This window comes from Bacillus sp. cl96 (assembly GCF_900100505.1).
Lineage (GTDB): Bacteria > Bacillota > Bacilli > Bacillales > Bacillaceae_G > Bacillus_A > Bacillus_A cereus.
Genome location: NZ_FNDM01000005.1, coordinates 163746 through 189276, shown reverse-complemented (window position 1 = coordinate 189276; position 25531 = coordinate 163746). Strand labels below are relative to the sequence as shown.

The following is a 25531-nucleotide window of genomic DNA, read 5'->3' as shown; positions in this document are numbered from 1 at the left end:
AGCGATATAGGGAGAGAAGAAAAATGACAAAAAAACCTTATAAAGTAATGGCTCTATCAGCACTGATGGCAGTATTTGCAGCAGGAAATATTATGCCGGCTCATACGTATGCAGCTGAAAGTACAGTGAAACAAGCTCCAGTTCATGCGGTAGCAAAAGCTTATAATGACTATGAAGAATACTCATTAGGACCAGAAGGCTTGAAAGATGCAATGGAAAGAACAGGTTCAAATGCTTTAGTAATGGATCTGTACGCTTTAACAATTATTAAACAAGGTAATGTTAACTTTGGAAATGTATCGTCTGTTGATGCGGCTTTAAAAGGGAAAGTAATTCAGCACCAAGATACAGCTAGAGGAAATGCGAAGCAATGGTTAGATGTATTAAAACCACAGCTTATTTCAACGAATCAAAATATCATTAACTACAATACGAAATTCCAAAACTATTATGATACTTTAGTTGCTGCAGTTGATGCAAAGGATAAAGCGACTCTTACGAAAGGCTTAACTAGATTATCAAGTAGTATTAATGAAAATAAAGCGCAAGTGGATCAGTTAGTAGAAGACTTGAAGAAATTCCGAAATAAAATGACTTCGGATACGCAAAACTTCAAGGGTGATGCAAATCAAATTACATCTATATTAGCTAGTCAAGATGCGGGAATTCCGCTTCTGCAAAATCAAATTACAACGTACAATGAAGCGATTAGTAAATATAATGCAATTATTATCGGTTCATCTGTTGCGACAGCTCTAGGACCAATTGCAATTATCGGTGGTGCAGTAGTTATTGCTACGGGTGCAGGAACACCGCTAGGAGTAGCATTAATTGCAGGTGGTGCAGCAGCTGTAGGCGGTGGTACAGCTGGAATCGTATTAGCGAAGAAAGAGCTTGATAATGCACAAGCAGAAATTCAAAAGATAACAGGACAAGTTACAACTGCGCAATTAGAAGTAGCAGGATTAACGAACATTAAAACACAAACAGAGTATTTAACAAATACAATTGATACTGCAATTACAGCGTTACAAAATATTTCAAACCAATGGTACACAATGGGATCAAAATACAATTCTTTACTTCAAAATGTGGATTCAATTAGTCCAAACGATCTTGTTTTCATTAAAGAAGATTTAAACATTGCGAAAGATAGCTGGAAAAACATTAAAGACTATGCAGAAAAGATTTATGCTGAAGATATTAAAGTAGTAGATACGAAAAAAGCATAATCGAATACGAATCGTTAGGGCGTTAAGTGTTGATGAATGATTTGAAGCTCCTGTTCAGTTGTGAGCAGGAGCTTTTGATATCCTTATAAAGAGAATAGGTGAAAAATATGCAGAAACGATTTTATAAAAAATGTCTTTTAGCGGTAATGATTGCTGGGGTGGCAACGAGTAACGCATTTCCTTTACATCCTTTTGCAGCAGAACAAAATGTAACGGTGCTACAAGAAAATGTGAAAAACTATTCTCTTGGACCAGCAGGATTCCAAGATGTAATGGCACAAACGACATCAAGCATATTTGCAATGGATTCATATGCAAAATTAATTCAAAATCAACAAGAGACGGATTTAAGTAAAATAAGTTCGATTAATAGTGAATTTAAAGGAAATATGATTCAGCATCAAAGAGATGCAAAAATTAATGCAGCATATTGGTTAAATAATATGAAGCCTCAAATTATGAAAACAGATCAAAATATTATAAATTACAATAATACTTTTCAATCGTATTATAATGACATGTTAATAGCGATTGATCAAAAGGATAGCGGGAAATTAAAAGCGGATTTAGAAAAGTTGTATGCAGATATTGTAAAGAATCAAAATGAGGTAGATGGATTATTAGGAAATTTGAAAGCTTTTCGCAATAGAATGGCGAAAGATACAAATAGTTTCAAAGAAGATACAAATCAGTTAACAGCGATATTGGCAAGTACGAATGCTGGTATTCCAGCTCTAGAGCAACAAATAAATACATATAACGATTCGATTAAAAAGAGTAATGATATGGTCATTGCTGGTGGCGTACTTTGCGTAGCGCTAATAACATGTCTTGCTGGCGGGCCAATGATCGCGGTTGCGAAAAAAGATATCGCAAATGCAGAAAGAGAAATCGCTAATTTAAAAGATAGAATTTCAGGAGCGCAAGCAGAAGTCTTAATTTTGACTGATGTAAAAAATAAAACAACAAACATGACAGAAACAATTGATGCAGCAATTACAGCACTACAAAACATATCAAATCAATGGTATACAGTAGGTGCAAAATATAATAATTTACTACAAAACGTAAAAGGAATTAGTCCGGAAGAGTTTACGTTTATAAAAGAAGATTTACATACAGCGAAAGATAGCTGGAAAGATGTAAAGGATTATACAGAAAAATTACATGAAGGCGTGGCGAAGTAAACAGTGGACTAGTTCTGCTGTTTATTTTTTTATCCTGTTTTTTGTGAGAGTTGAACTGTGTTTTATCAATGTGGCTATTGGGTAATAGTTAATCAAATTGATACGAATAACCTAAATAAACTTCTGATCAAGCTTTTTATATGTAATGTTTTAATGAAAAAAGCTATACTGTAAGAAAAACTAAAAATTGGAAAGGAAATATTAGAACATGGAAAATTATTTATTATTTATTCTTACAGCAATGCTAATCATAATCATGCCTGGTCCTGGTTTTGCACTAGTTACAAAAAATACTATAGCGTATGGCAAAAATGGTGGGATGAAGACTGTCTTAGGAACGATATCTGGAATGATGATTCATACAATAATGGCTACGCTAGGACTCTCTGCCATCCTAATGAAATTTTCTATGTTATTTACATTTATAAAATATGCTGGAGCTTTTTATTTAATTTACTTAGCTGTAAAGTCAATTAAAAGTGCTTTTTCTAAAAAAGAAGATATGCAAGTTTTATTGGAAAGGCACTCTAAGGATATTGGGACGATTAAAAGTTTTAGACAAGGATTTACAACGGCAATCTTAAACCCAAAAACGGCTGTATTTTTCTTAAGCTTTCTCCCTCAATTTATTGTGAGTAATCAAAATCATTTCTTCCAATTTCTTTTGTTAGGACTCACATTTACGACTTTGACTGGAATATGGTATTTGCTTTATATCTCGCTAATACGTCAATTAAGAATTTTTTTAAGAAAAGAACGAGTGAACCGTACAATGGAGGGTATTACAGGCACAGTATTGTTAGTATTTGGAGTTAGGTTATTTTTCCAAAAATAAATATGTAGATAAAACGAGAAATAAAAAAGTTGATTATTTCTCGTTTTATTCTTTAAAATCTGCAACAGAACCAGGATCTCCCCTCAAAGTATAAATTCCAAGGGGTGAGCCTGTTTTTTATTTACTTATATACGTACAGCTGTACCACTGACAGCAACCATTAACATTCCATCACGTACAACTTCGTAATCTACGTCAATGCCGACGATAGCGTTCGCACCTTTTTGTTTTGCAAGTTCTTTCATTTCGTCCATTGCAATATCACGAGCGTCTTTTAGCTTACTTTCATAAGCACCAGCACGGCCACCGACAACATCACGAACTGAAGCGAATAAATCGCGGACAATGTTTGCACCCATAATAGCTTCACCATTTACAATATCAATATACTCAATAATTTCTTTACCTTGAATTCCGGAAGTTGTTGTTACAATCATGACTGACACTCTCCTAATAAGTTGTAGTTTTGATAAGATTTCTTATGCCTTAGAAAAAGTGGTTCTGGTGCCAAAAATACTCGATAGAAACATAGAGTATTTTTGCATCAAAACCTTCAATTACATATGTCTTGTTATGACATATGCAATTAAATAAAAGGAATAAAATTGTTTAACATATGTATCGCTATAACATATGCAAGGGATCTATTAGAAATAAGATAAGCCGCAGTAAGCATCACTGTGCCAGGTAAATATATAGCAAGATCCGAAAGTTGATTTGAATGAAGACCTGCAAAAATTATAATCGAAACGATGGATGCAATAGCAGTACCAACATATTCCGAAAAACGATTTACTAATATATGACGAAATATAATTTCTTCAATTATTGGTCCTATAATCCCAAATAGAAGTAATGTGAATATAATAGGCATCTCTGCGCCATTTGTAAGGATCTGTTCTTGGTTCTCTGGCTGACCTGTATTTAGAAAATGCATAATAGAATTTTCCACAATTATCATAAGTAAAACTACCATAGGAATGCTTACTATTTTCAAAATTGTTTTCTCTTTAAAATAAGTAAAACTTTCAATAATTTCTTTCCTAAAGAAAATGATTCCTACAATAGCAGGTACAGTCAAACCGATGGCACTAAGAGCAAATTCTGATTCAACTAAGTTGCTGTTAGTTAAAAGGGAGATGCCAAATAATATGAACAAGCCAATTTGAAGTAGTGCAAACAGTATATAAACTATTAGCATAACAAGTTCTTTTGTATTCATTTTTATAAAGCTCACTTTATTACCTCCATAATGAAATTACTTAGAATCTTTGATTTTTCTTGTTGCATTAGGTTCTCCTTCTAAAATATATTTATTTAATACCGAACCGGACCGTTCGGTTCGAAAACTTATGATACTATAAGTTTCTAGTTTTTTAAACCCCTTTTATAAATTATTAATAAAATAAAAATGGTAAATAACAAATATATTTATATCTCAGTTGCTTATTTACAAGCAAATTTCAGTACTCATTAATTTTTGACAATTAGCTTTTTATAGAATGAAGTGATAAGGCTTTTAACTGCAAGGACTGCGGGAGATATCCTAATATACGAAGTGAAAGTGGGAGTAGTTCAAACACTTTAGCTAAACATATTAATAAAAATTATATATAATAATCATAGTCTATACGTTAAAATTAACTATATATTTTTACACCTTCTACGATTGTAGGTGAAATTAGTTGTATAACAGGACTGAATTAAATAATTGGACATGTTAATTTTGACAGAAAATTCATTTGAATGATAGAGGTAATACAATTTGATTACCTCTTTTCAAACTGTATGGTTTGAGGTTCACATAATATAGGGATGGATAATATATTTTTGTTCCAAACTTATTTATACTTACAAAAAAATTCAAGAAAATAGATGGTAAATATCACCTGGAATATTAAGCTCGTTTTTATTAGGAGGATTACAAAGTATGACTAAAGTTGATAAGATTAAAGAAAAAATTATTGAAACATCTTTATATTTATTTAATACTAATGGGATAACTCGCACATCCATACAGGATATAATGACAGCTACTGAACTACCTAAAGGATCTATTTATCGTAGATTCAAAAGTAAAGAAGAAATTGTCCTTGCTGCCTATGACAAAAGTGGTGAGATTATGTGGAGTCATTTTCATAAAGCAATGGAAAATAAAAAGACAGCAATCGATAAAATTCTTGCAATTTTCCTTGTATATCAAGATGCAGCTAATAATCCTCCTATTGCTGGAGGCTGTCCATTACTTAATAGCGCAATTGAAAGTACTGGAGTATTTCCAGAATTACAAAAAGCAGCAGCAAAAGGTTATGATGATACAGTAATGTTAATGGCTTCTCTCATAAAAGAAGGAATAGAGAAACAAGAACTTAAAGAAGATATAGATATTATATCGCTCGCTTCTTTTCTTGCATCTTCAATGGAGGGAGCTATTATGGCAAGTCGCGTATCTAACGATAATATACACCATCATTATTTTATTGAACAAATAAAACATCATCTTTTCTCTTATTCTAAATAAGTGAGAACTTGCAGTGTTTCCATCCGATTTTTATAAACTTAAATTGAATACATACCCCTTATGAACAGTATCTTTTGTTTATGAGGGGTATTTGAATAGCTTTTAGACGATGTTTCATGTTTCTTATTGAACGGCTTTGTTATCGTTACTACAGGAAAAGCAATAAAGAATGAATTACATATAAACTGATTTATATGTTGTAAGTGTTTCTATATTGGGTTTGTAAATCTACACAATAAGGTTTCATTGTATATAATAAGTGGAATAGAAGTTCAGTTAGATAAAATTCGGTAGTCGAATTTTTTTGCATAAAGCTGTATAATGCTTGTAACGAAAGGGAAATACAGGAAGGGATTTGTAATGAGTTACTATGGAAAAAGATAAACAACAATTAAGCGTTGAAGTTGCAAGATTATATTATCAATCAGATTATAGTCAGCAAGAAATTGCTAACAAATTAAATATTTCAAGACCGACGATTTCTAGATTGTTAAAGTACGCGAAAGAAAAAGGGTTTGTTCAAATTAGCATCGCCGATCCATTTGCGGATTTAGATAACGTTGGGAATTTACTGAAAGAAAAGTACAACTTGTTAGAGGCACATGTTGTGTTTTCTCCAGTACCGGAATATGCAACGATTACAGAGTATATAAGTAAATATGCTGCTGAGTATATGGAAAAGACGGTTAAAAACGGTGATATTGTTGGTGTAAGCTGGGGAATGACGATGTATGAAATCGCTAGAAAAATCGTACCTCAACATGTAAAAGGGGTAGAGGTTGTCCAGCTAAAAGGTGGTATTAGTCATTCAAGTGTAAATACATATGCGAATGAGACGATAGCTTTATTTGCAGATGCTTTTCAAACGACGCCAAGAAATCTACCTCTTCCAGTTATATTTGATAATGCAGTGACAAAAGAATTAGTGGAGCAGGATCGACATATTCATCACATTATCGAAATGGGAAAACAAGCGAATATTGCAATTTTTACTGTAGGAACAGTGCGAGACGAAGCGTTATTATTCCGATTAGGTTATTTCGATAAGGATGAAACAAATTTACTCAAAAAACAATCGGTCGGTGACATTTGTTCACGTTTCTTTGATGGAGACGGAAATATTAGTAGCGAAGAAATCAATAAGCGTACCATTGGAATTGAGTTAGAGGAACTGAAATTAAAGAAACGCTCTATTTTAGTTGCAGGTGGTAATAGAAAAATAAAAGCAATTGATGGTGCGTTACGTGGCGGGTATGCGAATGTATTAATTATCGATCAGCATACAGCAAAAGAACTGTTACATTATCAAAAAGGTTAGAAATAAAAGGAGTTCTCAAAATTAACATATTGAGAACTCCTTTTATTTTGTTATGTATGAATGATAGGAGTCTTTTTTGAACACAATTTGCCTTTTTAAAAATAATTATGGATATGGAGATACATACTACCATTGTTAACATAGAAAATTTGATTATATAGGAAGTGTTCTTTGTTAGAATGCGCTTTATTTACTACAAGAAAATTCCTTTTAAAAAAGAATGAACAAAATTTCAAAAGTGTATTTACATTTGTTCAACTAAGAGTTAGAATGAAGTTGTTAAAAGATATGAGGAGTGAAGATAATGAACATTGCAAAGTTAATTGACCATACAATTTTAAAAGCTAATACTACTAAAGAAGATGTTATGAAAGTAATCGAAGAAGCAAAGGAATATAAATTCGCTTCTGTTTGTATTAACCCAACATGGGTAAAATTAGCGGCTGATGAACTAGCTGGGCATGATGTAGACGTTTGTACTGTAATCGGTTTCCCATTAGGAGCAAGCACTACTGAAACAAAAGCATTTGAAACAAAAGATGCTATTGCAAAAGGTGCAACTGAAGTTGATATGGTAATCAACGTAGGCGCTTTGAAAGATGGCGACAACGAACTTGTTGAAAAAGACATTTATGAAGTAGTACAAGCAGCAAAAGGAAAAGCTCTTGTAAAAGTAATCATTGAAACTTGCCTATTAACAGATGAAGAGAAAGTACGTGCTTGTGAATTATCAGTAAAAGCTGGTGCTGATTTCGTAAAAACTTCAACTGGATTCTCAACTGGCGGAGCAACTGCTGAAGATATCGCATTAATGCGTAAAACAGTAGGACCAAACGTTGGTGTAAAAGCATCTGGCGGTGTTCGTACACGTGAAGATGCAGACAAAATGGTAGCTGCTGGAGCTTCTCGCGTTGGAGCAAGTGCTAGTGTTGCAATCGTATTAAATGATGCAAAAGGTGCTACAGATAACTACTAATCGATAAAAGCTTAAAGCAATAGATATACGTTTAAAGTATATCTATTGCTTTAATAATTGAAAAAAATGTAAGCGGATACGAATGGGAGGAAACGGCTTATGAAATACTTAATCGGTGTTTTTGGCCTCGTATTGATTTTAGGTATCGCTTGGCTTGCTAGTAATGATAGAAAGAAAGTCAAATATCGTCCAATCATAACGATGGTTATATTACAATTTATTTTGGGGTTTCTATTATTAAATACAAGTGTAGGGAATATATTAATTAGCGGAATAGCAGATGGTTTTGGAGAGCTATTAAAATATGCCGCTGACGGTGTGAATTTCGTATTTGGTGGATTAGTAAATCAAAAAGAGTTTTCGTTCTTTTTAAGTGTATTAATGCCAATCGTATTTATATCAGCCTTAATAGGTATTTTGCAACATATTAAAGTATTACCTATTATTGTGAAATCTATCGGTCTAGCATTAAGTAAAGTAAATGGAATGGGGAAACTAGAATCATATAACGCTGTTGCATCTGCGATTTTAGGACAATCTGAAGTATTTATTTCAGTTAAGAAACAACTAGGGTTATTGCCAGAGAAAAGAATGTATACATTATGTGCATCAGCAATGTCTACAGTTTCTATGTCTATCGTTGGATCATATATGGTGTTATTAAAACCACAATATGTTGTAACCGCTTTAGTGCTTAACTTATTCGGTGGTTTCATCATTGCTTCTATCATTAACCCATATGAAGTTACTGAGGAAGAAGATATGTTAGAAGTACAAGAAGAAGAGAAGAAGACCTTCTTTGAAGTATTAGGGGAATACATTATTGATGGATTTAAAGTTGCGATTACAGTAGCAGCTATGTTAGTCGGTTTCGTTGCTCTTATCGCATTCATTAATGCAGTATTTAAAGGTGTAATCGGTATTTCATTCCAAGAAATTCTTGGTTATGCATTTGCACCATTTGCATTTATTATGGGTGTACCTTGGCATGAAGCAGTTAATGCCGGAAATATTATGGCAACAAAATTAGTATCAAATGAATTTGTCGCTATGACAGATTTAGCACAAGGAAACTTTAATTTCTCAGATAGAACGACAGCGATTATCTCTGTATTCTTAGTTTCATTTGCAAACTTCTCTTCAATTGGGATTATTGCAGGGGCAGTTAAGAGCTTAAATGAAAAGCAAGGGAATGTAGTCGCAAGATTTGGTTTGAAATTACTATTCGGTGCAACATTAGTAAGTTTCTTATCAGCAACAATCGTTGGCTTATTATTTTAATAGATTTATATAATATAAAAAGGAATGGTGATTGTAATGAGAATGGTAGATATTATTGCAAAAAAACGTGACGGCAAAGAATTAACGACTGAAGAAATCAAATTCTTTATTAATGGATATACAGACGGAAGTATTCCTGATTATCAAGTGAGTGCGCTTGCAATGGCAATCTTCTTTAAAGATATGACAGATCGCGAACGTGCAGATTTAACGATGGCGATGGTTGAGTCTGGAGAAACGATCGACTTATCAGCAATTGAAGGAATTAAAGTAGACAAACATTCAACTGGCGGTGTTGGTGATACAACAACATTAGTATTAGGACCGTTAGTAGCTGCTTTAGATGTACCAGTAGCAAAAATGTCTGGTCGTGGTTTAGGACATACAGGCGGAACAATTGATAAATTAGAAGCGGTAGAAGGATTCCACGTTGAAATTACGAAAGAACAATTCATTGATATTGTAAACCGTGACAAAGTAGCTGTTATTGGACAAACAGGAAACTTAACACCTGCAGATAAAAAGATTTATGCATTACGCGACGTAACAGGAACTGTTAACTCAATTCCTTTAATCGCAAGTTCAATTATGAGTAAAAAAATTGCAGCTGGTGCTGACGCAATCGTACTTGATGTAAAAACAGGTGCTGGTGCATTTATGAAAACAGAAGAAGATGCAAAAGAATTAGCACATGCAATGGTACGTATCGGAAATAACGTAGGACGTCAAACAATGGCAGTTATTTCAGATATGTCACAACCTCTTGGATTTGCGATTGGTAATGCTCTAGAAGTGAAAGAAGCGATTGATACGTTAAAAGGTGAAGGTCCAGAAGATTTAACAGAATTAGTACTCGTATTAGGAAGTCAAATGGTCGTACTTGCGAAAAAAGCAAATACGTTAGAAGAAGCTCGTGAAATGCTAATTGAAGTGATGAAGAACGGAAAAGCAACTGAGAAGTTTAAAGAGTTCTTAAGCAATCAAGGCGGAGATAGCTCAATTGTAGACAATCCAGAAAAAATGCCACAAGCGAAGTATGTAATTGATGTACCTGCAAAAACTTCAGGTGTTATTTCTAACATTGTTGCAGATGAGATTGGTATTGCAGCTATGTTACTTGGTGCAGGTCGTGCAACGAAGGAAGATGAAATCGATTTAGCAGTAGGATTAATGTTACGTAAAAAAGTTGGCGATGCAGTAAAAGAAGGCGAGCCGTTCGTAACAATCTACGCAAACCGTGAAAATGTAGAAGATGTAAAAGCAAAAATTTATGAGAACATCTCTATCGCTGAAACAGCAGTGGCTCCTAAATTAGTTCATACAGTTATTACTGACTAATCATCATTTCATTTACTTTGAGGGGGAAATAATATGGATAAGAAAAAATATATTGAAGAAGCAAACAAGATGTTATCGAAAGCGTATATTCCGTATTCTAAATTTCCTGTTGGCGCAGCGTTAGTTACGAAAGAAGGGAAAATCTATACTGGTTGTAATATAGAAAATGCTTCTTATGGTTTATGTAACTGTGCAGAAAGAACAGCAATATTTAAAGCGGTATCAGAAGGGGAGCGCGATTTTAGTTATTTAGTTATTACAGGAGAAACTGATGGACCTATTTCACCATGTGGTGCGTGTAGACAAGTAATTGCTGAATTCTGTGATCCGAAAATGCCTGTATTACTAACGAATGTAAAAGGTGATGAAAAAGAAGTGACTGTTGAGCAATTACTTCCAGGTGCTTTCTCAATAGAAGATTTAAAATAAGTTGAAAAGTGAACTGCACCTCCAGTTGTTAGACACGCATAACAATTGGAGGTGCAGTTTTTTTACTTTATATTGCGGTGAATTATTTACTGATATTTCGTCCCCTTTTTCATCAATTTATTATTTTACCACATGTGAAATTTTAAAAATTAAATATTAATGTAGTGTAAGTACAATATAAATTCCAAATTAATATTAAAAGATGATAGGCTATTTTTATAATTGAATTACTTTTCGTACTCTAAAAAACACCCTACCAACAAAGGTTCTCTATCAATATAAAAATCTATACTAATATGGTATAAATTTCATGCTCTATTAAGTATAGAAGGGGGTTATACGATGGGACAATTTCAAAGTAATTTTCAAAGCGCTACACAAATCGCAACGCAAATGAGAGCAGCTTCAGATACAATCCAAAGCGCAACAAATCGTTCTATAAAAAAGGCGACACGTACTACGCTTTCAGTTAATTCAAAAGCACAAGAAGCGAACCAACAAGTTTTAGATTTGACGAAACAATTTTCCACCGCCTTTCAACAAGCGGTCGATAACATTCATTCGGTAGCCAAAGAGTTTGAGAGAATGGATCACGAGCTTCACAATACTTTCCGCTAATATGACCACCTTCGTAAAGATAAAACGGTAGGAGGAAAAAAATGGATTGAGATATCAAAAACCAAATTAAACAGTTAAATCAAAAATTACGAAGTGTATTTGAAGAACAGGACCGAAATTAATCCGCGCTTCGAACTCAGGAACAAGCGGAAGCTGATTTTCACGAATTGAAAAATCGAAGCAACCGCTTATTTAACCGTATTTTAGAAACTTGGCACAACGATAAAGAGTTATCTCATTTCTTTATAAATATCCGTCAAGAAGCACAACACATTGAGCGAAAACTTACATTGAATGCAAAAGATTGGAGTACATGGCCGGGGCACCCTAAATACAGTAAGGTTCCGGAAATTATAAGACTAGAAATGTTAGAACGTGAAGCAGTGGCTAGAGAAGCTTTGAAAAAATCAATAAAAGAGAGGTTACAATCCATTGAAAACAATAGTTAAAAATATAGGTGGTAAAAAGATAATAGCTACAGCAGAAGAACATTTAGGCCCTCAGATAGAAAAGTTATTGTATTTGCTAACTAAAGTAGAAGATAACAAATTAGTTGATAGATTTTCTATGCAAGTTGGTTGGTCTATTTTTGTTCTATCCAAACGTGAAGATGGGTATCATATTATTGCCCCAGATTATACAAAAAATCCATTTAAGGATACTACAGATGATCTAACAATTGCTTTATGGGTGCAATTAGAACAAGTACATTGTTTACGTCAGTTAAATATTGACGGTGAAACAATAAAGTTTAGCGATAAAATAGTGACTTCAAAAAATGTGTTACAACTAGATGAGGTTTATTTACAAAGAGCTAGGGATTGTGACAAAGGTGATTCTGGTTGGTATATCGGTCCTGTCGATGAAACAGAAGAAACTGACGGTGAATTAGAAGCATATTACGCATATCAGCTACTAAAAATTAGACCTTCAATTATTCAAGTTTTAGCCTTACCTTATGAATATCTGGTAGTTTTTGAGAAAGATAAAATCAAAGCCATTTTAGATGATAATGATGTCGATGTTTGGAATGGAGTTACAAACTAAGATTAGTTAAGTTCTAAAATAATTGAGAGGGCTTAACCGCATGAACTCAAAAATCCCGGAAATTCTAGGAATATTAGACGGTTATGAGAAAAGGGTAATTTTAGTAATTATAGAAACTGAAGCAATGGTTTAAATTAAGCTAGAAACTTACAGGATGGAAAATAATCAATAATGAACAAATTATAAAAGAGCATCCCACCATTAAAAACTGAACTGCACCCCAATTGTTAGACACAGTCTAACAATTGGAGGTGCAGTTTTTCTATGGTTAAATTCACAACTGATGAAAAAATATACATCGTTCAACGTTATTTGAACGGAAATGAAAGTTACCGAGAAATTAGTAAAGCTATTGGTATAAGAGACACCGTAATTTTGAAATGGGTAAACCAATATAAACAAAATGGCTTTTTATTTGAAAATAGGATGTAATATTTTATTCATATTCCGTTCATAAACTTTCCGTAAAATGATTGCAGCGAATATAGAAAGTTTACAACAGGAGGAATAAAATGAAGAAATTATATAATGCGGCATTTATTTACTTAATTATTGGTTTATTATCAGGTGTATTCGCAAGAGAGTATACGAAAGCACAAGGAATTAAAGGATCCACAATGTTGCAATTAGTGCATACACATGTATTAGTGCTCGGTTTTGTATTCTTTTTAATTGCTTTAGCTTTATGTAAAGTGTTTCATGTACAAGAAACAAAGAGCTTTTGTGCATGGTTTGTTGTTTATAATGTAGGAGTAATCTTTACTATTGCTACAATGCTATGGAGAGGTCTTCTACAAGTAAATGGAACTGACTTTTACGGTTTAAGCCATATGGCTGGATTAGGTCATGTTATTATAAGTATCGGGCTCGTTTGGTTTATGATTTTGCTAAAAAAGTCATTTAAATAGATAGGAGTGGAAAGTATGATAGCACTTTTATCAAGTGTCATAGCGGTTTGTATGGCTGTTGGGGTAATGTTTCTACGTTTTAAAGCAGCGAAAAAGCCGATAACGAAAAAGAAAATTATATTGCCGCCAATTTTTATGAGTACTGGAGCAATGATGTACTTTTTACCGGAATTCCGATTAACGTCGTTAGAAATAATAGAAGCAATTATTGCAGGGCTTATTTTCTCTGTATTTCTTATAAAAACAACGAAGTTTGAAATAAGAGACGAACAAATATATATGAAACCGTCAAAAGCATTTATATTTATTTTAGTCGGATTATTAGCTGTACGAGTAGCGTTGAAATCATATTTAAGTCAATCGATTGATTTAGCGGAGTTAAGTGGAATGTTTTTCTTACTTGCATTTGCGATGATTGTGTCGTGGAGAATTGCGATGTATCGCTCGTTTACTAAATTAAAAAAGACAATAAAAAGAGCTGGAATTTCTATATAGGAAATCCAGCTCTTTTTATGTTTTATTAGAATTCTTTAGCGCGGAACTCATTTGCTTAATTTTAAACGTATTTGAGCATCTTGTAATGCAGCAGGTGTAACGTTAAGACCATTTTGATCAACAATTTTTGTGTTTAATAAAATGGAATCTAAGCTTCCACGAAATGTTTGTGTATAGTTTTGGCGCAACATTTGTTGTTCTTGTTTTTCATCAACTGTTAATCCATTCGCTTTTTCTTTTTTTGACAATTCGTTAATACGGAATAAAATGTTTTTCATTTGATTCACCTCTAGTTAGATTTAATTATATTAGTTACTTACTAATATATAGTTATTTTAACGCTTAATTTTTATTATGTCAACACCATCTAAAAGGTTAAAAATTGACGAAAAATTATAACAATAATAAAATGAATAACAGAGGACAATTAGCTTTACAAGCATACATAGAACACTAGGGGGATTATTATGAAATCAACATTTTTTGCTCAAAATAGAGAAAGACTAACGAAAACATTACCTGATGAATCCGTTACGATTTTATTTGCGGGACAAGCACCGCATATGTCAGCTGATGCACATTATAAATTTGTACCGAATCGTAATTTTTATTACTTAACGGGAATCGATGAACCAAATGTTATTTTTATGCTGAAAAAGTTTGGGAATAGTGTAGAAGAGACACTTTTCATTGAAAAATCAGATCCAGTAATGGAAAAATGGGTTGGGAAGACAGTTTCTAGCGAAGAAGCAGAGGGAATTTCAGGTATAAAGAAAGTTGTATATTTAGATAGCTTTGAAAAGACAATGTCAAATATACTTTTTACAGAAAATGCGAAGCATCTATATTTAGATATAGAACGTCGTGATTGGAATGGTACGGAGACAAAAACATTAGCATTTGCTAAACATGTAAGAGAAAAATACCCACACGTAACAATTGGTAATGTATATCCGAACATTTGTGAATTACGAGTATTTAAAACAGAGGAAGAAATTGAAATTATTAAAGAAGCGATTGCTGTAACGAAAGATGGTATTTACAATGTGTTAAAAAATGCAAAAGCAGGCATGATGGAGTATGAATTAGAAGCTCAATTTGATTTTACACTGAAATCATCTGGCATTAAGCACCATGCGTTCAATACAATTTTGGCGAGTGGGAAAAATGCTACAGTTCTTCATTATGAAGATAATGATGCACAAATTCAAAATGGTGACTTAGTATTACTAGATTTAGGTGCTCAAAAAGACTACTATAACGCTGATATTAGTTATACATTCCCGGCAAATGGAACATTCTCTAGTCGTCAAAAACAAATTTATAATATTGTATTAAAAGCATTAAAAGAAACAACAGCGCTTATTAAGCCAGGATTAAAGTTCGCTGCATTAAATGAGCATACAAAAAAGGTACTGGCAGAAGAGTGTAAAGCAATTGGTTTAATTCAAGAAGATGAAGAGTTATCAAAATACTATTATCATGGTGTCAGCCATTTCCTTGGTTTAGATACACATGATGTAGGAACATATAAAGATAGAGTGTTAGAAGAAGGTATGGTTATAACAATTGAACCTGGTCTTTATATTGAGGGAGAATCAATTGGAATTCGTATTGAAGATGACATTCTTGTAACGAAAGACGGGTATGAAAACTTGTCAAAAGATATCATTAGGGAAGTTGAAGAAATTGAAGGATTTATGAGTGTAAATAATGAACATGTAAAAGGAAACCAAGCTGTAGTTAAATAATAAAAGAGTCATCACTAATTTATTTGAACTTTATCTCGAACCGTGGACAATTAAAAAATCCATGATTCGGGATAGGGTTCTTTTCTTCGAAATACTAATCTTTAATTATTAATCCTAATAAAGTAGCAAACTGAACAGCTTGATATGTTGATACTTTACATCCTCTTAAATCGTTCACTGAAACTGTAAGTGTATCAAAGGTAGAAGAACTAATATCTATCCCCTTCAGTGATGTCTGATCAAAATTAGCTTCATCAAGACTACATAATTGGAATTCAACTTTTTTAAGTTTACAGTCAAAAAAATCTGCATTATTTAATGAAGTTTCATTAAATATAATTTTTTCCAGTTTAGAATTTCCAAATGCTGCTAAATTCAAAATTGAATTCTCAAATTTAACATTTCCTAAGCTAGATTCTGTGAAATTTACTCCGATTAATTTACTGTTTTTAAATTCGACTCTGTGAACAGAAGAATTGCTTAAATTAACATTTGATAAATCACAGTTTTCAAAACAAACATCTGTAATATCAATATTGCTAAAGTCTGTATTAGTGAATTTACAATTCTTTATCACTGCATCATACAATCGCACTCTATCTACACATTCATTTTCGAAAGTGGAGTCTATAATTTCACAGACTTCTAATGTTGGATCTTCTTCATAAAAAATATCTTGAAAATTCTTTGAAGATAACTCTGGTGAAATTTTTGGTCTATCAATTTTCATCGTATATCAATCCTCTTCTATTTGATATATTTGTGTAATTTGAGTCCATTGTCTGTAAAGAACATTAGTTCTTATTATACAAAAATCTAAGTTCTTTTGTGAAGAGCATTTTAGCTACATTTTTCTTATTTAATAATAGCAGTGTTATTGTTTCTTAAGAAATAACGTCAAAACAAATACGAGAACGGCTAATATAGTCGCTACAAGGAAAGCATTATGTATTTCTAAAATATTCGCCTCTTGTAATGTCTCCGCTTTTAGTAATCTTCCAATTAGCTTACGTAAGATCTAATTACATCTCCTTATTTTCTTGAAAATCAACCTCTATAATGATTTTGAAAAAGAAAAAGGGGGGATTTTCCATGAAGCGATTTGTATTAGCAGTCATTACAGTCTCTGCAATATTTTTAATTGCTGCCTGTTCTGTGACGACAAATACAACAAATGATCATAAAAATATGAATGATAAAAAAACACTACAGACTGAAACAGCTACAACACCATTGAAAGTTGAAAAAGGACCAGAAGTTACTTTAATAGCGAAAGAAGAAAAGCAAAAATTAAGTAACGGTGTTATTGTTCCAGTCTGGACATTTAATGGCTCATCTCCTGGTTCAGAAATTCGGGTGAAAAAAGGTGAAAAGGTGAAAGTGACATTAAAAAATGAATTATCTGCACCAGTATCTATTCATTGGCATGGATATCCTGTCCCAAATAACATGGATGGAATTCCAGGCGTGACACAAGATGCAGTTGAACCAGGAAAAAGTTTCACTTACGAATTTGAAGCGAACGTACCAGGAACGTACTGGTATCACTCGCATCAAGATTCTGTAAATCAATTAGATAGAGGTTTGTATGGAGCGCTCATTGTAGAAGATACAAAGGAAAAATATGATAAAGATTACACATTAATGTTGGATGAATGGGTTACAGATAAAGAAGAAATGAATAAGCAGTTAAAAGAAATGACAAAAGGGCAAATAGGTAATAAATCTAAAGGTAATGAAAATGGGGAAAAGAATGATGATAAGAACGGCATGGCTCATTCTGATATGAACATGGGCAGTGATAAAAAAGACTCTAGTAATATGGAAGGAATGGACCATGGAAATATGAAGATGGAAGGTCATGATATGAGTATGTACGATTTATTCACAATCAATGGAAAAAGCGGTGATTTAGTAGCGCCATTAAAAGTGAATAAGGGAGATAACGTTCGTCTTAGACTCGTCAATGCTGGTTATCTATCACATGATATACATGTTCATGGCCATGATATAAAAGTAATTGCGACAGATGGTCAACCAATAAACGATCCAAAAGTTATAAAGGATAAAGTAATTTCAATCGCACCGGGTGAACGTTATGATATTGAATTTACTGCTAATAATCCTGGGAAATGGTATGTTGAAGACCATTCGAAAAATAAAGGTGCAAAAGGAATGAAAGCTGTTATTGAATATGATGGCAGCAAAGAGATGAAAGATAAAGCAGATGAAAAAGAAAAATTACCGAAAGTAGATATGACGAAATATGGTGCTAAAAAATTAGGTAGTTTCACATTAAATCAAGAGTATACTGCCACATATAATATGGACTTAAATACGCAAATGAATGGAAATGAAATGGTATATACAATTAACGGAAAGGTATTTCCAGATATTGACCCAATTCAAGTAAAAAAGGGTGATTTAGTAAAAGTAAAATTAGTAAATGGTTCTAAAATGGACGATCATCCAATGCATTTACATGGTCACTTCTTCCAGTTATTGAGTAAAGATGGAAAACCGATAGAAGGTTCTCCAATTGTGAAAGATACATTGAACTTAAAACCGGGAGAAGAATATGAAGTAGCCTTTGTAGCAGATAATCCAGGCGATTGGATGTTCCACTGTCATGATTTACACCATGCTTCAGCTGGGATGGTAACAGAAGTAAAATATACAGATTACAAATCGGATTATGTTCCAAACCGAAACATTCCTAATAAGCCAGAGTAATATTAAGCAGTTATCCTATGGATAGCTGCTTATTCATTTTTGTTGCAAGTACTAATGTATGTGTTGATCATGCCCGGATGTAGGTGAGGGAGTATGATCTGGGAATGTCGCGAATACGGCAACGATAATTACTACACTAATTGAAAGTAATGACAAAAAACGCTGTTGGATAAAAGTAGAAAAGTTCTCCGATAATAATTGAATCACACAGGACATAGTAATCGTTATAGTAAGTAAAAGGCTAATGAACAATATACTATGAGCTTGTTGAGCGTTTAACATTTCTGTAATCATTGCTCCCATCATACTTGCCATTAATCCAGAGAACATTCCTTCTAAAGCGGTATATAGGTGAAAACGTAGACCGATTAAAAAGCCGATAAAACCACTAATTGAAATAGCAAGCAAAGTAGAATATAGTAATTCCTCCTTAAAGAGAATACCTAAGTAAAAACCAATACTTAAACCGATACTCATACTAAAAGACATAATAAATACCATATACTCCATTAGGGTACCCTTACGTTTAGAAATATTGGATGTAATAAGAATTGAGGTACAGCAAAGTGTTAAGGTAGTTAACGTATAAGCAAACATTATGATACCTCCTTGTCCTATCGTTCATTTCATCATATGTTTATATGGAGGGTACTTATGCTTATTAATATCTGCATATTATCTGCACAATTTCATAGATGTAAGCAAAGGAACGCTTGATTTTTTAGGGCGTCTTTTTTAATTATAAGCATGTGAAAGAAATTGTTATATTATGAGTTTCTATTGTGAAGCCATAAAGAATAAGCGTATAATATTATAGGTCTCCCATTTGCGAGACAAACCGCGAATGATAAATAAGATTGTTGTTTTATCATCGCTTCTAAACATATAGACAATGAAAGTAACACTGGAATACAGATAGGGAGTTATAAAATGAAATTAATTATTGCCGAGAAACCAGATCAAGGGTTGGCTCTTGTTTCACAGTTTAAATATCGCCGGAAAGATGGATATTTAGAGGTAGAAGCGAATGAGTTATTTCCAAATGGAGCGTACTGTACATGGGCAATTGGTCATTTGACGCAGTTATGTAATCCAGAGCATTATCACGCAGAGTGGAAAAAATGGTCACTTAATACATTACCGATGATTCCAGAACGTTTTCAATTTGAAGTAACAAAGTCAAAGTATAAGCAATTTAACGTTGTGAAACAGCTGTTACATAATCCACAGGTAACAGAAATCATTCACGCAGGAGATGCTGGGCGTGAAGGGGAACTGATCGTACGAAATATTATTAATCTTTGTAACGTGCAAAAGCCGATGAAACGTCTATGGATTTCATCTTTAACGAAGCAAGCTATTTACCAAGGATTTAAAAATCTACTTGATGAATCAGATACAATTAATACGTATTACGAAGCATACACAAGATCTTGCGCTGACTGGGTTGTTGGTATGAATGCATCACGTGTCTTTAGTATTTTGTTAAAGAAAAAAGGAATGAATGATGTATTTTCTGCTGGTCGTGTCCAAACACCAACGTTAGCATTGATTGTAAAGCGAGAGAAAGAAATTGAAAACTTTAAGTCAGAGCCTTTCTGGGAAGTGTTTGCAACCTTTAATATAGAAGGAAAGAAATATGACGGAAAATGGGAAAAGGATAATGAATCCCGCTTAAAAGATCCTGATATGGCGAATAAAATTGCGGCATTTTGCCAAGGGAAACCGGCTGTTGTGAAGGAAATGAAAACGGAGCGTAAAGAGTTTCAGCCGCCGCTTTTATTTAACTTATCATCACTGCAAGCAACGGCAAATAAAGCCTTTAAGTTTTCACCGAAAAAGACGCTTGATATAACGCAAGCACTATATCAAAAAGGGATTGTTTCTTATCCACGTTCAGATTCTAACTATGTTACACAAGGAGAAGCAGCGACGTTCCCTGATATTTTACAGAAGTTGAGTCAGTTTGATGAATATAAAGGCTTATTACCGGCTCCGGTTGAATCCATTATGAATAACAAGCGTTATGTAAATGAAAAGAAAGTAACAGATCACTACGCAATTATTCCGACAGAGCAAGTTACAAACCCAAGCAGACTATCAGGTGATGAAAAGAAAATATACGATATGATCGTAAGAAGGCTTATTGCAGCTCATTATGAAGTTGCAATCTTTGACTATACAACGATTGTAACGCTTGTAGATGAACGTGCTGAATTCATTTCAAAAGGAAAACAGCAAATTCAAGAAGGTTGGCGTAAAGTTATTTTCCAAGACGATAAAGATGACGAAACCATTCTTCCAATTGTAGCTGAAGGCGAAGAAGGAAAAGTTGTAAAGGTGAAAGTGAAAGAAGGAAAAACACAGCCACCGAAGCGCTATACAGAAGGACAACTTATTACGTTAATGAAAACAGCTGGTAAGTATTTAGAGAATGAAGAGCTGGAGAAAGTATTAAAGAAAACAGAAGGTTTAGGTACGGAAGCGACTCGCGCAGGTATTATTACGATGCTGAAAGACCGTAAGTATATAGATGTAAAGAAAAACCAAGTGTATGCGACTGATAAAGGAAAAGTATTAATTACCGCAATTGGTGATAAAATACTAGCTTCACCAGAAATGACTGCGAAATGGGAACAACGTCTTGCGGAAATTGGTGAAGGTACAGCTTCACCAGCTACATTTATGGAACAGACGAAAAAGCTATCAGCTAAAATTATTGAAGATGCAGTGGAAATGTCTGAGAAGTGGGATTTCACTGGACTACATGTTGAATCGATTGAACGAAAAGGATCGAAATTTACAACGGGTAAAAAGGTTGGTAGCTGTAAAAAATGTGATGGCGATGTAATTGATAAGTCAACGTTTTACGGTTGTTCTAACTATAATACAACGCAATGTGATTTCACCATTTCAAAGAAGATATTAAGTAAAACAATTTCGCAAAAGAATATGACAAAGCTCTTAAAAGGGGAAAAGACGGATTTAATTAAAGGCTTTAAAAAGGGCGAGAAAACGTTTGATGCGAAATTAGAGTGGAAAGATAATAAGATTAACTTTGTATTTGAGAATTAATTTGTTAAAAGAGCATGACATAAAATTGTCATGCTCTTTTGTTTTTCTTTAATATAAAATTTAACGATAAAAAAAAGTCTCTAAATGATATTTTTTTATTGTAAAACGATAAAACTTGTATTAAAATCAAAATCATAATAAATGAGTGAGGTGCTTTTGTTAAAAGGTAACAACCTTATTTTTAAAATTAGAGGAGGTATAACTATGAACATTAACAATTTGATTGTTAAAAATATGGATAACCCCCATGAGTTGGAGAAGATGTATAGAAAAGATCCGAAAGCTTTTAAAAAAGCATTCTCACAAGCATGGGACCAAAACCCTGATTCTCAAGTTCTAGGTGCTTGGTATGAAAGGTTGCATTTCAAGGAGAAAGTAAATAAAGAAAAAACATCTTTGTTTCAAAAAGGTTTCTTATTCATGGGCCTTTTAGCTATTCTGGCCGGCATAAGCACCAGGATCATTTTCCACTTTGTTGAGCAGGAAGCAATTGCTCCAATTAACTTGGCTTTTGGTGTAATTCCCTTTATTGCTGCTTATTTTGTTTACAATAATACTCCGAAAAAAAGTATTATTTATTCCCTTGCAGCGTTGTTCCTAATTTCCGGGTATTATCTTAATACGCTGCCAGTAAATTATAAAGACAGTACCATACTTGCGTATTTACATCTTCCTATATTTTTATGGGTCTTAGTAGGGCTTGCATTTACAGGAAATGAATATTCAAAAGGCAGTACAAGATTAGCCTATATTAAATTTAATTTAGAATATTGTCTTCTCTACGGGAGCATGGCAGTGAGCGGAATGATACTTGCGGTATTCACCATGCGTTTATTTAGCTTTGTTGACTTAGATATAGGAGAATTCTATTTTAGTAATGTTGTTTTATTTGGAGCAGCGGCTCTCGCTATTGTGACTGCATACTTAGTATCAATGAATCTTAAGCTTGCTAAAAATATTACACCATACATATCTAAAATTTTTAGTCCTCTCGTCCTGATTACCTTGCTTATCTATCTTATAACGGTAATTTGGATCGGGAAAAATCCATTCTTGGATCGCAATTTCCTAATGGCCTTCAACGGAATACTGCTTGGCGTATTGGCTGTTACTATATTTTCTATCGTTGAGAGTGACTCGGACGAGAAAAAGAACATTTCAGATTATATAAATTTTTCCTTAATTGTTCTGGCGCTTATTATTGACACTGTCGCATTGTCAGCCATAGTATTCAGACTTTCTTCTTACGGGATTACACCTAATAGACTTGCTGTTTTAGGAGTAAACATACTGATTTGGGCAAATCTCATTTGGATTATGTTTGCCTATATGCGTTTCTTGCAAAATAAATCAGGACTAAAAGCTATCCAAGATGCCGTTACGAAGTATTTGCCAATATATGGACTTTGGGCAGCTTTCGTTATATTTACGTTTCCTATCATTTTTAATTAGAAAGGATTTGTTAATGCGGGAGTGGTGAGGGCTAATAATCATTGGGGGATGAACAAAACCCCCAATGATTAAAGTTTCACTTTATTACAATTGGTATTATTACGTTTGTAGTTTCGGTAATTTCATTTGTATTGATAAATAAGAAGCAAGTGTTGTATGTAATCTTTCCATAATAAAAACCGTCCCAAAATGGGACGGTTTTTATTATGCGTATTGCCGTTTTTTCTTAATAAGCAACAAAACTTGTGAAACAAAAGCTAGTACCGGTAACTCAATCAACGGTCCAATAACGAGTGCAAGTGCGATAAGAGGCTCGTCTGGAAAAGCTGTTACAGCGATAGCGAGTGCAACAGGTGAGTTTCTTGCTAACGTTGTTAAGCTTAGACTTACTGTATCTTTGTAAGATAAATGCATGATGCGCCCGATAAATTGTCCTAGTAAGAAATTAATGATGAAGAACAATAGAACAGGAACGAGTAATAATAAAACGACATTCATATTTTGCAGTAAATATTTACCTTGTGATGCAAACATCGCTACTATTGCTAAACTTAAAAATACAATTTGAGCAGAGCTGAAAAACGGAATGAGTTTATTCTCGAGAGTTTCAGCTTTTTTCATTTTATTCATAATGAACTTTGTAGCGTGTGCAAGTATAAATGGTAAGACGATTACGATAACAATACTTTCTACTAAAACAGAAATCGCTACAGTTTTCATGACACCAGCAAATAAAAATAAATAAATGGGAAGGAGCAGTACTTGCAAAATTAAATTTACAGGTAAAATTGCAGTAGAAAGTGCTACATTACCTTTCGCTATTTCAGTAAAGATTAAGTACCAATCTGTACATGGAGTAACCATTAACATTATAAATCCAACCCAAAGTGCTGGATGATCGGAAAGAAATAGTGCTCCTAACCCCCAAGCGAGTAAAGGTGTCCATAAGAAGTTAATAGTAAGACTTGTTCCAGCAAATTTTAAATTGCGAAATCCGTTTTTTATTTCTTTTAATGGAATGCTGAGGAATAATCCATATAGCATGAAAAATAAGAAGGGGACAATAAATTTGTCTGAATACGTATGTATCATATTAAATTGTCCGAGTACGATGCCGCATGTAACAGCAAAAAGAATAATAAAAGTTTGAATCTTTTCTATAGTGCTCATGAATAAATCCTTTCTATATATGAATTTTCCTCTCAAAGTTTATTATACAAGTAATAAAGATGTATTTGGTGTTCAATTGTATTTTAGTTAATATTTTTAATTTGTGATTTTATTTTTTATTAAAAGTTACTTGACTAAAGTAAGTGACTATATTACAATCACTTACATAAGGTAATTAAATAACAAAAAGTTGTGATAGCGTAACTTAAGGTATCTATTGGAACTTTTTCTTAGAATAAGAATTTTTATGATGATGAATAATGAATATGAAAAGAAAGATTAGGTGAAGAAAATGGGACTATTTAGCTCATTATTTGGTAAAAAAGAAGAAAATACGAATGTAGAGGGGAATAAAAAAATGTCAAAAGTATTATTTGTAAAAGCAAACGATCGTCCAGCGGAGCAAGCAGTTAGTTCAAAAATGTATGAAACATTTGTAAGTACTTATAAAGAAGCAAATCCAAATACAGAAATTACGGAATTAGATTTATTTGCATTAGATCTTCCTTATTACGGAAATATCGCGATTTCAGGTGGATATAAACGTAGCCAAGGCATGGAGTTAACTGCTGAAGAAGAGAAGGCAGTTGCTACAGTAGATCAATATTTAAATCAGTTTTTAGAAGCTGATAAGGTTGTATTTGCATTCCCATTATGGAACTTTACAGTACCAGCGCCATTAATCACATATATTTCATACTTATCTCAAGCTGGAAAAACGTTTAAATATACAGCAAATGGCCCAGAAGGTTTAGTTGGTGGTAAAAAAGTAGTTGTGTTAGGTGCTCGTGGTTCAGATTACTCTTCAGAGCAAATGGCTCCTATGGAAATGGCAGTTAATTACGTAACAACGGTACTTGGATTCTGGGGAATTACAAATCCAGAGACAGTTGTAATTGAAGGACACAATCAATATCCAGATCGTTCACAACAAATTGTTGAAGAAGGTCTAGAAAACGTTAAAAAAGTAGCAGCAAAATTTTAATTCATGATAGTAAATGGAAAAACCAACATGGATGACCATGTTGGTTTTTTAGTCTATTTTTCATGTTAAAAAATGTATATTTATAAAATAAAAGAAAAGTTCGAAAATAGTATTGCAAAATATTATATAGCAAATTATAATGAGTTCAAGAATAGTTGATACTTAAATTAAATATTCAGA

General features: G+C 33.2%; 24 protein-coding genes and 2 pseudogenes. 20 read left to right on the top strand and 6 right to left on the bottom strand.

What is annotated here, in order from left to right; all coding sequences use genetic code 11:
- The first annotated feature begins 23 nt into the window (after window positions 1–23).
- The 3 genes from nheB to BLT20_RS13505 all read left to right on the top strand — a co-directional run bounded on the left by nheB (window position 24) and on the right by BLT20_RS13505 (window position 3254).
- A complete protein-coding gene (nheB, locus tag BLT20_RS13515) occupies window positions 24–1232 on the top strand; it encodes a non-hemolytic enterotoxin NHE subunit B (RefSeq protein WP_000162968.1) in 1209 nt (402 codons plus the stop codon).
- A 107-nt stretch (window positions 1233–1339) separates the two neighbouring features.
- Window positions 1340–2419, top strand: coding sequence for a non-hemolytic enterotoxin NHE subunit C (nheC, locus tag BLT20_RS13510; RefSeq protein ID WP_001171994.1), 1080 nt, complete (start codon window positions 1340–1342; stop codon window positions 2417–2419).
- Between the two features lie 208 nt (window positions 2420–2627).
- Window positions 2628–3254, top strand: a complete 627-nt coding sequence (locus BLT20_RS13505; RefSeq protein ID WP_000432980.1) for a LysE family translocator — start codon at window positions 2628–2630, stop codon at window positions 3252–3254.
- 125 nt (window positions 3255–3379) lie between these two features.
- Here the strand turns inward: BLT20_RS13505 and BLT20_RS13500 are convergent, their stop codons facing one another.
- Window positions 3380–3691, bottom strand: coding sequence for a heavy metal-binding domain-containing protein (locus tag BLT20_RS13500; RefSeq protein ID WP_000637505.1), 312 nt, complete (start codon window positions 3689–3691; stop codon window positions 3380–3382).
- Window positions 3692–3840: 149 nt separating this feature from the next.
- Window positions 3841–4491 carry a CPBP family glutamic-type intramembrane protease gene (locus tag BLT20_RS13495; protein WP_000008141.1) on the bottom strand — a complete coding sequence of 217 codons (651 nt, stop codon included), beginning with the start codon at window positions 4489–4491 and terminating at the stop codon, window positions 3841–3843.
- Window positions 4492–5184: 693 nt separating this feature from the next.
- On the opposite strand from BLT20_RS13495, the gene BLT20_RS13490 reads away from it, so the two are divergent.
- The 12 genes and pseudogenes from BLT20_RS13490 (at window position 5185) to BLT20_RS13435 (ending at window position 14185) form a co-directional block, all read left to right on the top strand.
- Window positions 5185–5775 (top strand): TetR/AcrR family transcriptional regulator, encoded by a 591-nt coding sequence (locus tag BLT20_RS13490; protein WP_000169640.1) that lies wholly within the window; start codon window positions 5185–5187, stop codon window positions 5773–5775.
- Between the two features lie 370 nt (window positions 5776–6145).
- Complete coding sequence (locus BLT20_RS13485; RefSeq protein WP_000409781.1) at window positions 6146–7093, top strand: sugar-binding transcriptional regulator; 948 nt, start codon at window positions 6146–6148, stop codon at window positions 7091–7093.
- 304 nt (window positions 7094–7397) lie between these two features.
- A complete protein-coding gene (deoC, locus tag BLT20_RS13480; protein ID WP_001017441.1) occupies window positions 7398–8069 on the top strand; it encodes a deoxyribose-phosphate aldolase in 672 nt (223 codons plus the stop codon).
- Between the two features lie 99 nt (window positions 8070–8168).
- Complete coding sequence (locus BLT20_RS13475) at window positions 8169–9350, top strand: NupC/NupG family nucleoside CNT transporter (RefSeq protein ID WP_000876188.1); 1182 nt, start codon at window positions 8169–8171, stop codon at window positions 9348–9350.
- A 36-nt stretch (window positions 9351–9386) separates the two neighbouring features.
- The gene (locus BLT20_RS13470; RefSeq protein ID WP_001983022.1) at window positions 9387–10688 is read left to right on the top strand and encodes a pyrimidine-nucleoside phosphorylase; all 1302 of its coding nucleotides are present in this window, start codon (window positions 9387–9389) and stop codon (window positions 10686–10688) included.
- Between the two features lie 33 nt (window positions 10689–10721).
- On the top strand, window positions 10722–11117 hold the full coding sequence (locus BLT20_RS13465) for a cytidine deaminase (protein WP_000358532.1): 396 nt from the start codon (window positions 10722–10724) through the stop codon (window positions 11115–11117).
- A gap of 342 nt (window positions 11118–11459) precedes the next feature.
- Window positions 11460–11735 (top strand): TIGR04197 family type VII secretion effector, encoded by a 276-nt coding sequence (locus tag BLT20_RS13460; RefSeq protein WP_000529649.1) that lies wholly within the window; start codon window positions 11460–11462, stop codon window positions 11733–11735.
- A gap of 53 nt (window positions 11736–11788) precedes the next feature.
- Window positions 11789–12040 (top strand): annotated as a pseudogene (locus tag BLT20_RS31050) (DUF3958 family protein); the annotation flags it as partial.
- Between the two features lie 127 nt (window positions 12041–12167).
- Window positions 12168–12782 (top strand): immunity protein Imm33 domain-containing protein, encoded by a 615-nt coding sequence (locus BLT20_RS13450; protein WP_000849724.1) that lies wholly within the window; start codon window positions 12168–12170, stop codon window positions 12780–12782.
- A 264-nt stretch (window positions 12783–13046) separates the two neighbouring features.
- Window positions 13047–13190: pseudogene (locus BLT20_RS13445) on the top strand (transposase); the annotation flags it as partial.
- A 104-nt stretch (window positions 13191–13294) separates the two neighbouring features.
- Window positions 13295–13690: a DUF2871 domain-containing protein gene (locus tag BLT20_RS13440; RefSeq protein WP_000737876.1), complete on the top strand. Its 396-nt coding sequence runs from the start codon at window positions 13295–13297 to the stop codon at window positions 13688–13690.
- Window positions 13691–13705: 15 nt separating this feature from the next.
- The gene (locus BLT20_RS13435) at window positions 13706–14185 is read left to right on the top strand and encodes a CcdC family protein (protein ID WP_000561068.1); all 480 of its coding nucleotides are present in this window, start codon (window positions 13706–13708) and stop codon (window positions 14183–14185) included.
- Between the two features lie 47 nt (window positions 14186–14232).
- On the opposite strand, the gene BLT20_RS13430 is transcribed toward BLT20_RS13435, so the two are convergent.
- Window positions 14233–14463: a DUF896 domain-containing protein gene (locus BLT20_RS13430; RefSeq protein ID WP_000789773.1), complete on the bottom strand. Its 231-nt coding sequence runs from the start codon at window positions 14461–14463 to the stop codon at window positions 14233–14235.
- Between the two features lie 189 nt (window positions 14464–14652).
- Between BLT20_RS13430 and BLT20_RS13425 the strand changes: the two genes are divergently transcribed.
- Window positions 14653–15936 carry an aminopeptidase P family protein gene (locus tag BLT20_RS13425; protein WP_000842982.1) on the top strand — a complete coding sequence of 428 codons (1284 nt, stop codon included), beginning with the start codon at window positions 14653–14655 and terminating at the stop codon, window positions 15934–15936.
- Window positions 15937–16030: 94 nt separating this feature from the next.
- On the opposite strand, the gene BLT20_RS13420 is transcribed toward BLT20_RS13425, so the two are convergent.
- Entirely contained in the window at window positions 16031–16666 is a 636-nt protein-coding gene (locus BLT20_RS13420) for a pentapeptide repeat-containing protein (RefSeq protein WP_000687265.1), read from the bottom strand.
- A 362-nt stretch (window positions 16667–17028) separates the two neighbouring features.
- Between BLT20_RS13420 and BLT20_RS13415 the strand changes: the two genes are divergently transcribed.
- Entirely contained in the window at window positions 17029–18669 is a 1641-nt protein-coding gene (locus BLT20_RS13415; protein ID WP_000819883.1) for a multicopper oxidase family protein, read from the top strand.
- A 51-nt stretch (window positions 18670–18720) separates the two neighbouring features.
- Here BLT20_RS13415 and BLT20_RS13410 read toward each other — a convergent pair whose 3' ends face one another.
- Window positions 18721–19266, bottom strand: coding sequence for a hypothetical protein (locus BLT20_RS13410; protein ID WP_000458533.1), 546 nt, complete (start codon window positions 19264–19266; stop codon window positions 18721–18723).
- Between the two features lie 333 nt (window positions 19267–19599).
- On the opposite strand from BLT20_RS13410, the gene topB reads away from it, so the two are divergent.
- Together topB and BLT20_RS13395 are read left to right on the top strand one after the other, a co-directional pair.
- Window positions 19600–21744 carry a DNA topoisomerase III gene (gene topB / locus BLT20_RS13400; protein WP_000766771.1) on the top strand — a complete coding sequence of 715 codons (2145 nt, stop codon included), beginning with the start codon at window positions 19600–19602 and terminating at the stop codon, window positions 21742–21744.
- A gap of 204 nt (window positions 21745–21948) precedes the next feature.
- Complete coding sequence (locus tag BLT20_RS13395) at window positions 21949–23196, top strand: DUF4153 domain-containing protein (protein WP_001024720.1); 1248 nt, start codon at window positions 21949–21951, stop codon at window positions 23194–23196.
- Window positions 23197–23400: 204 nt separating this feature from the next.
- Here BLT20_RS13395 and BLT20_RS13390 read toward each other — a convergent pair whose 3' ends face one another.
- Window positions 23401–24366, bottom strand: a complete 966-nt coding sequence (locus BLT20_RS13390) for an arsenic resistance protein (protein ID WP_000103809.1) — start codon at window positions 24364–24366, stop codon at window positions 23401–23403.
- Window positions 24367–24658: 292 nt separating this feature from the next.
- On the opposite strand from BLT20_RS13390, the gene BLT20_RS13385 reads away from it, so the two are divergent.
- Complete coding sequence (locus BLT20_RS13385) at window positions 24659–25351, top strand: FMN-dependent NADH-azoreductase (protein WP_000522528.1); 693 nt, start codon at window positions 24659–24661, stop codon at window positions 25349–25351.
- Window positions 25352–25531: the final 180 nt, after the last annotated feature.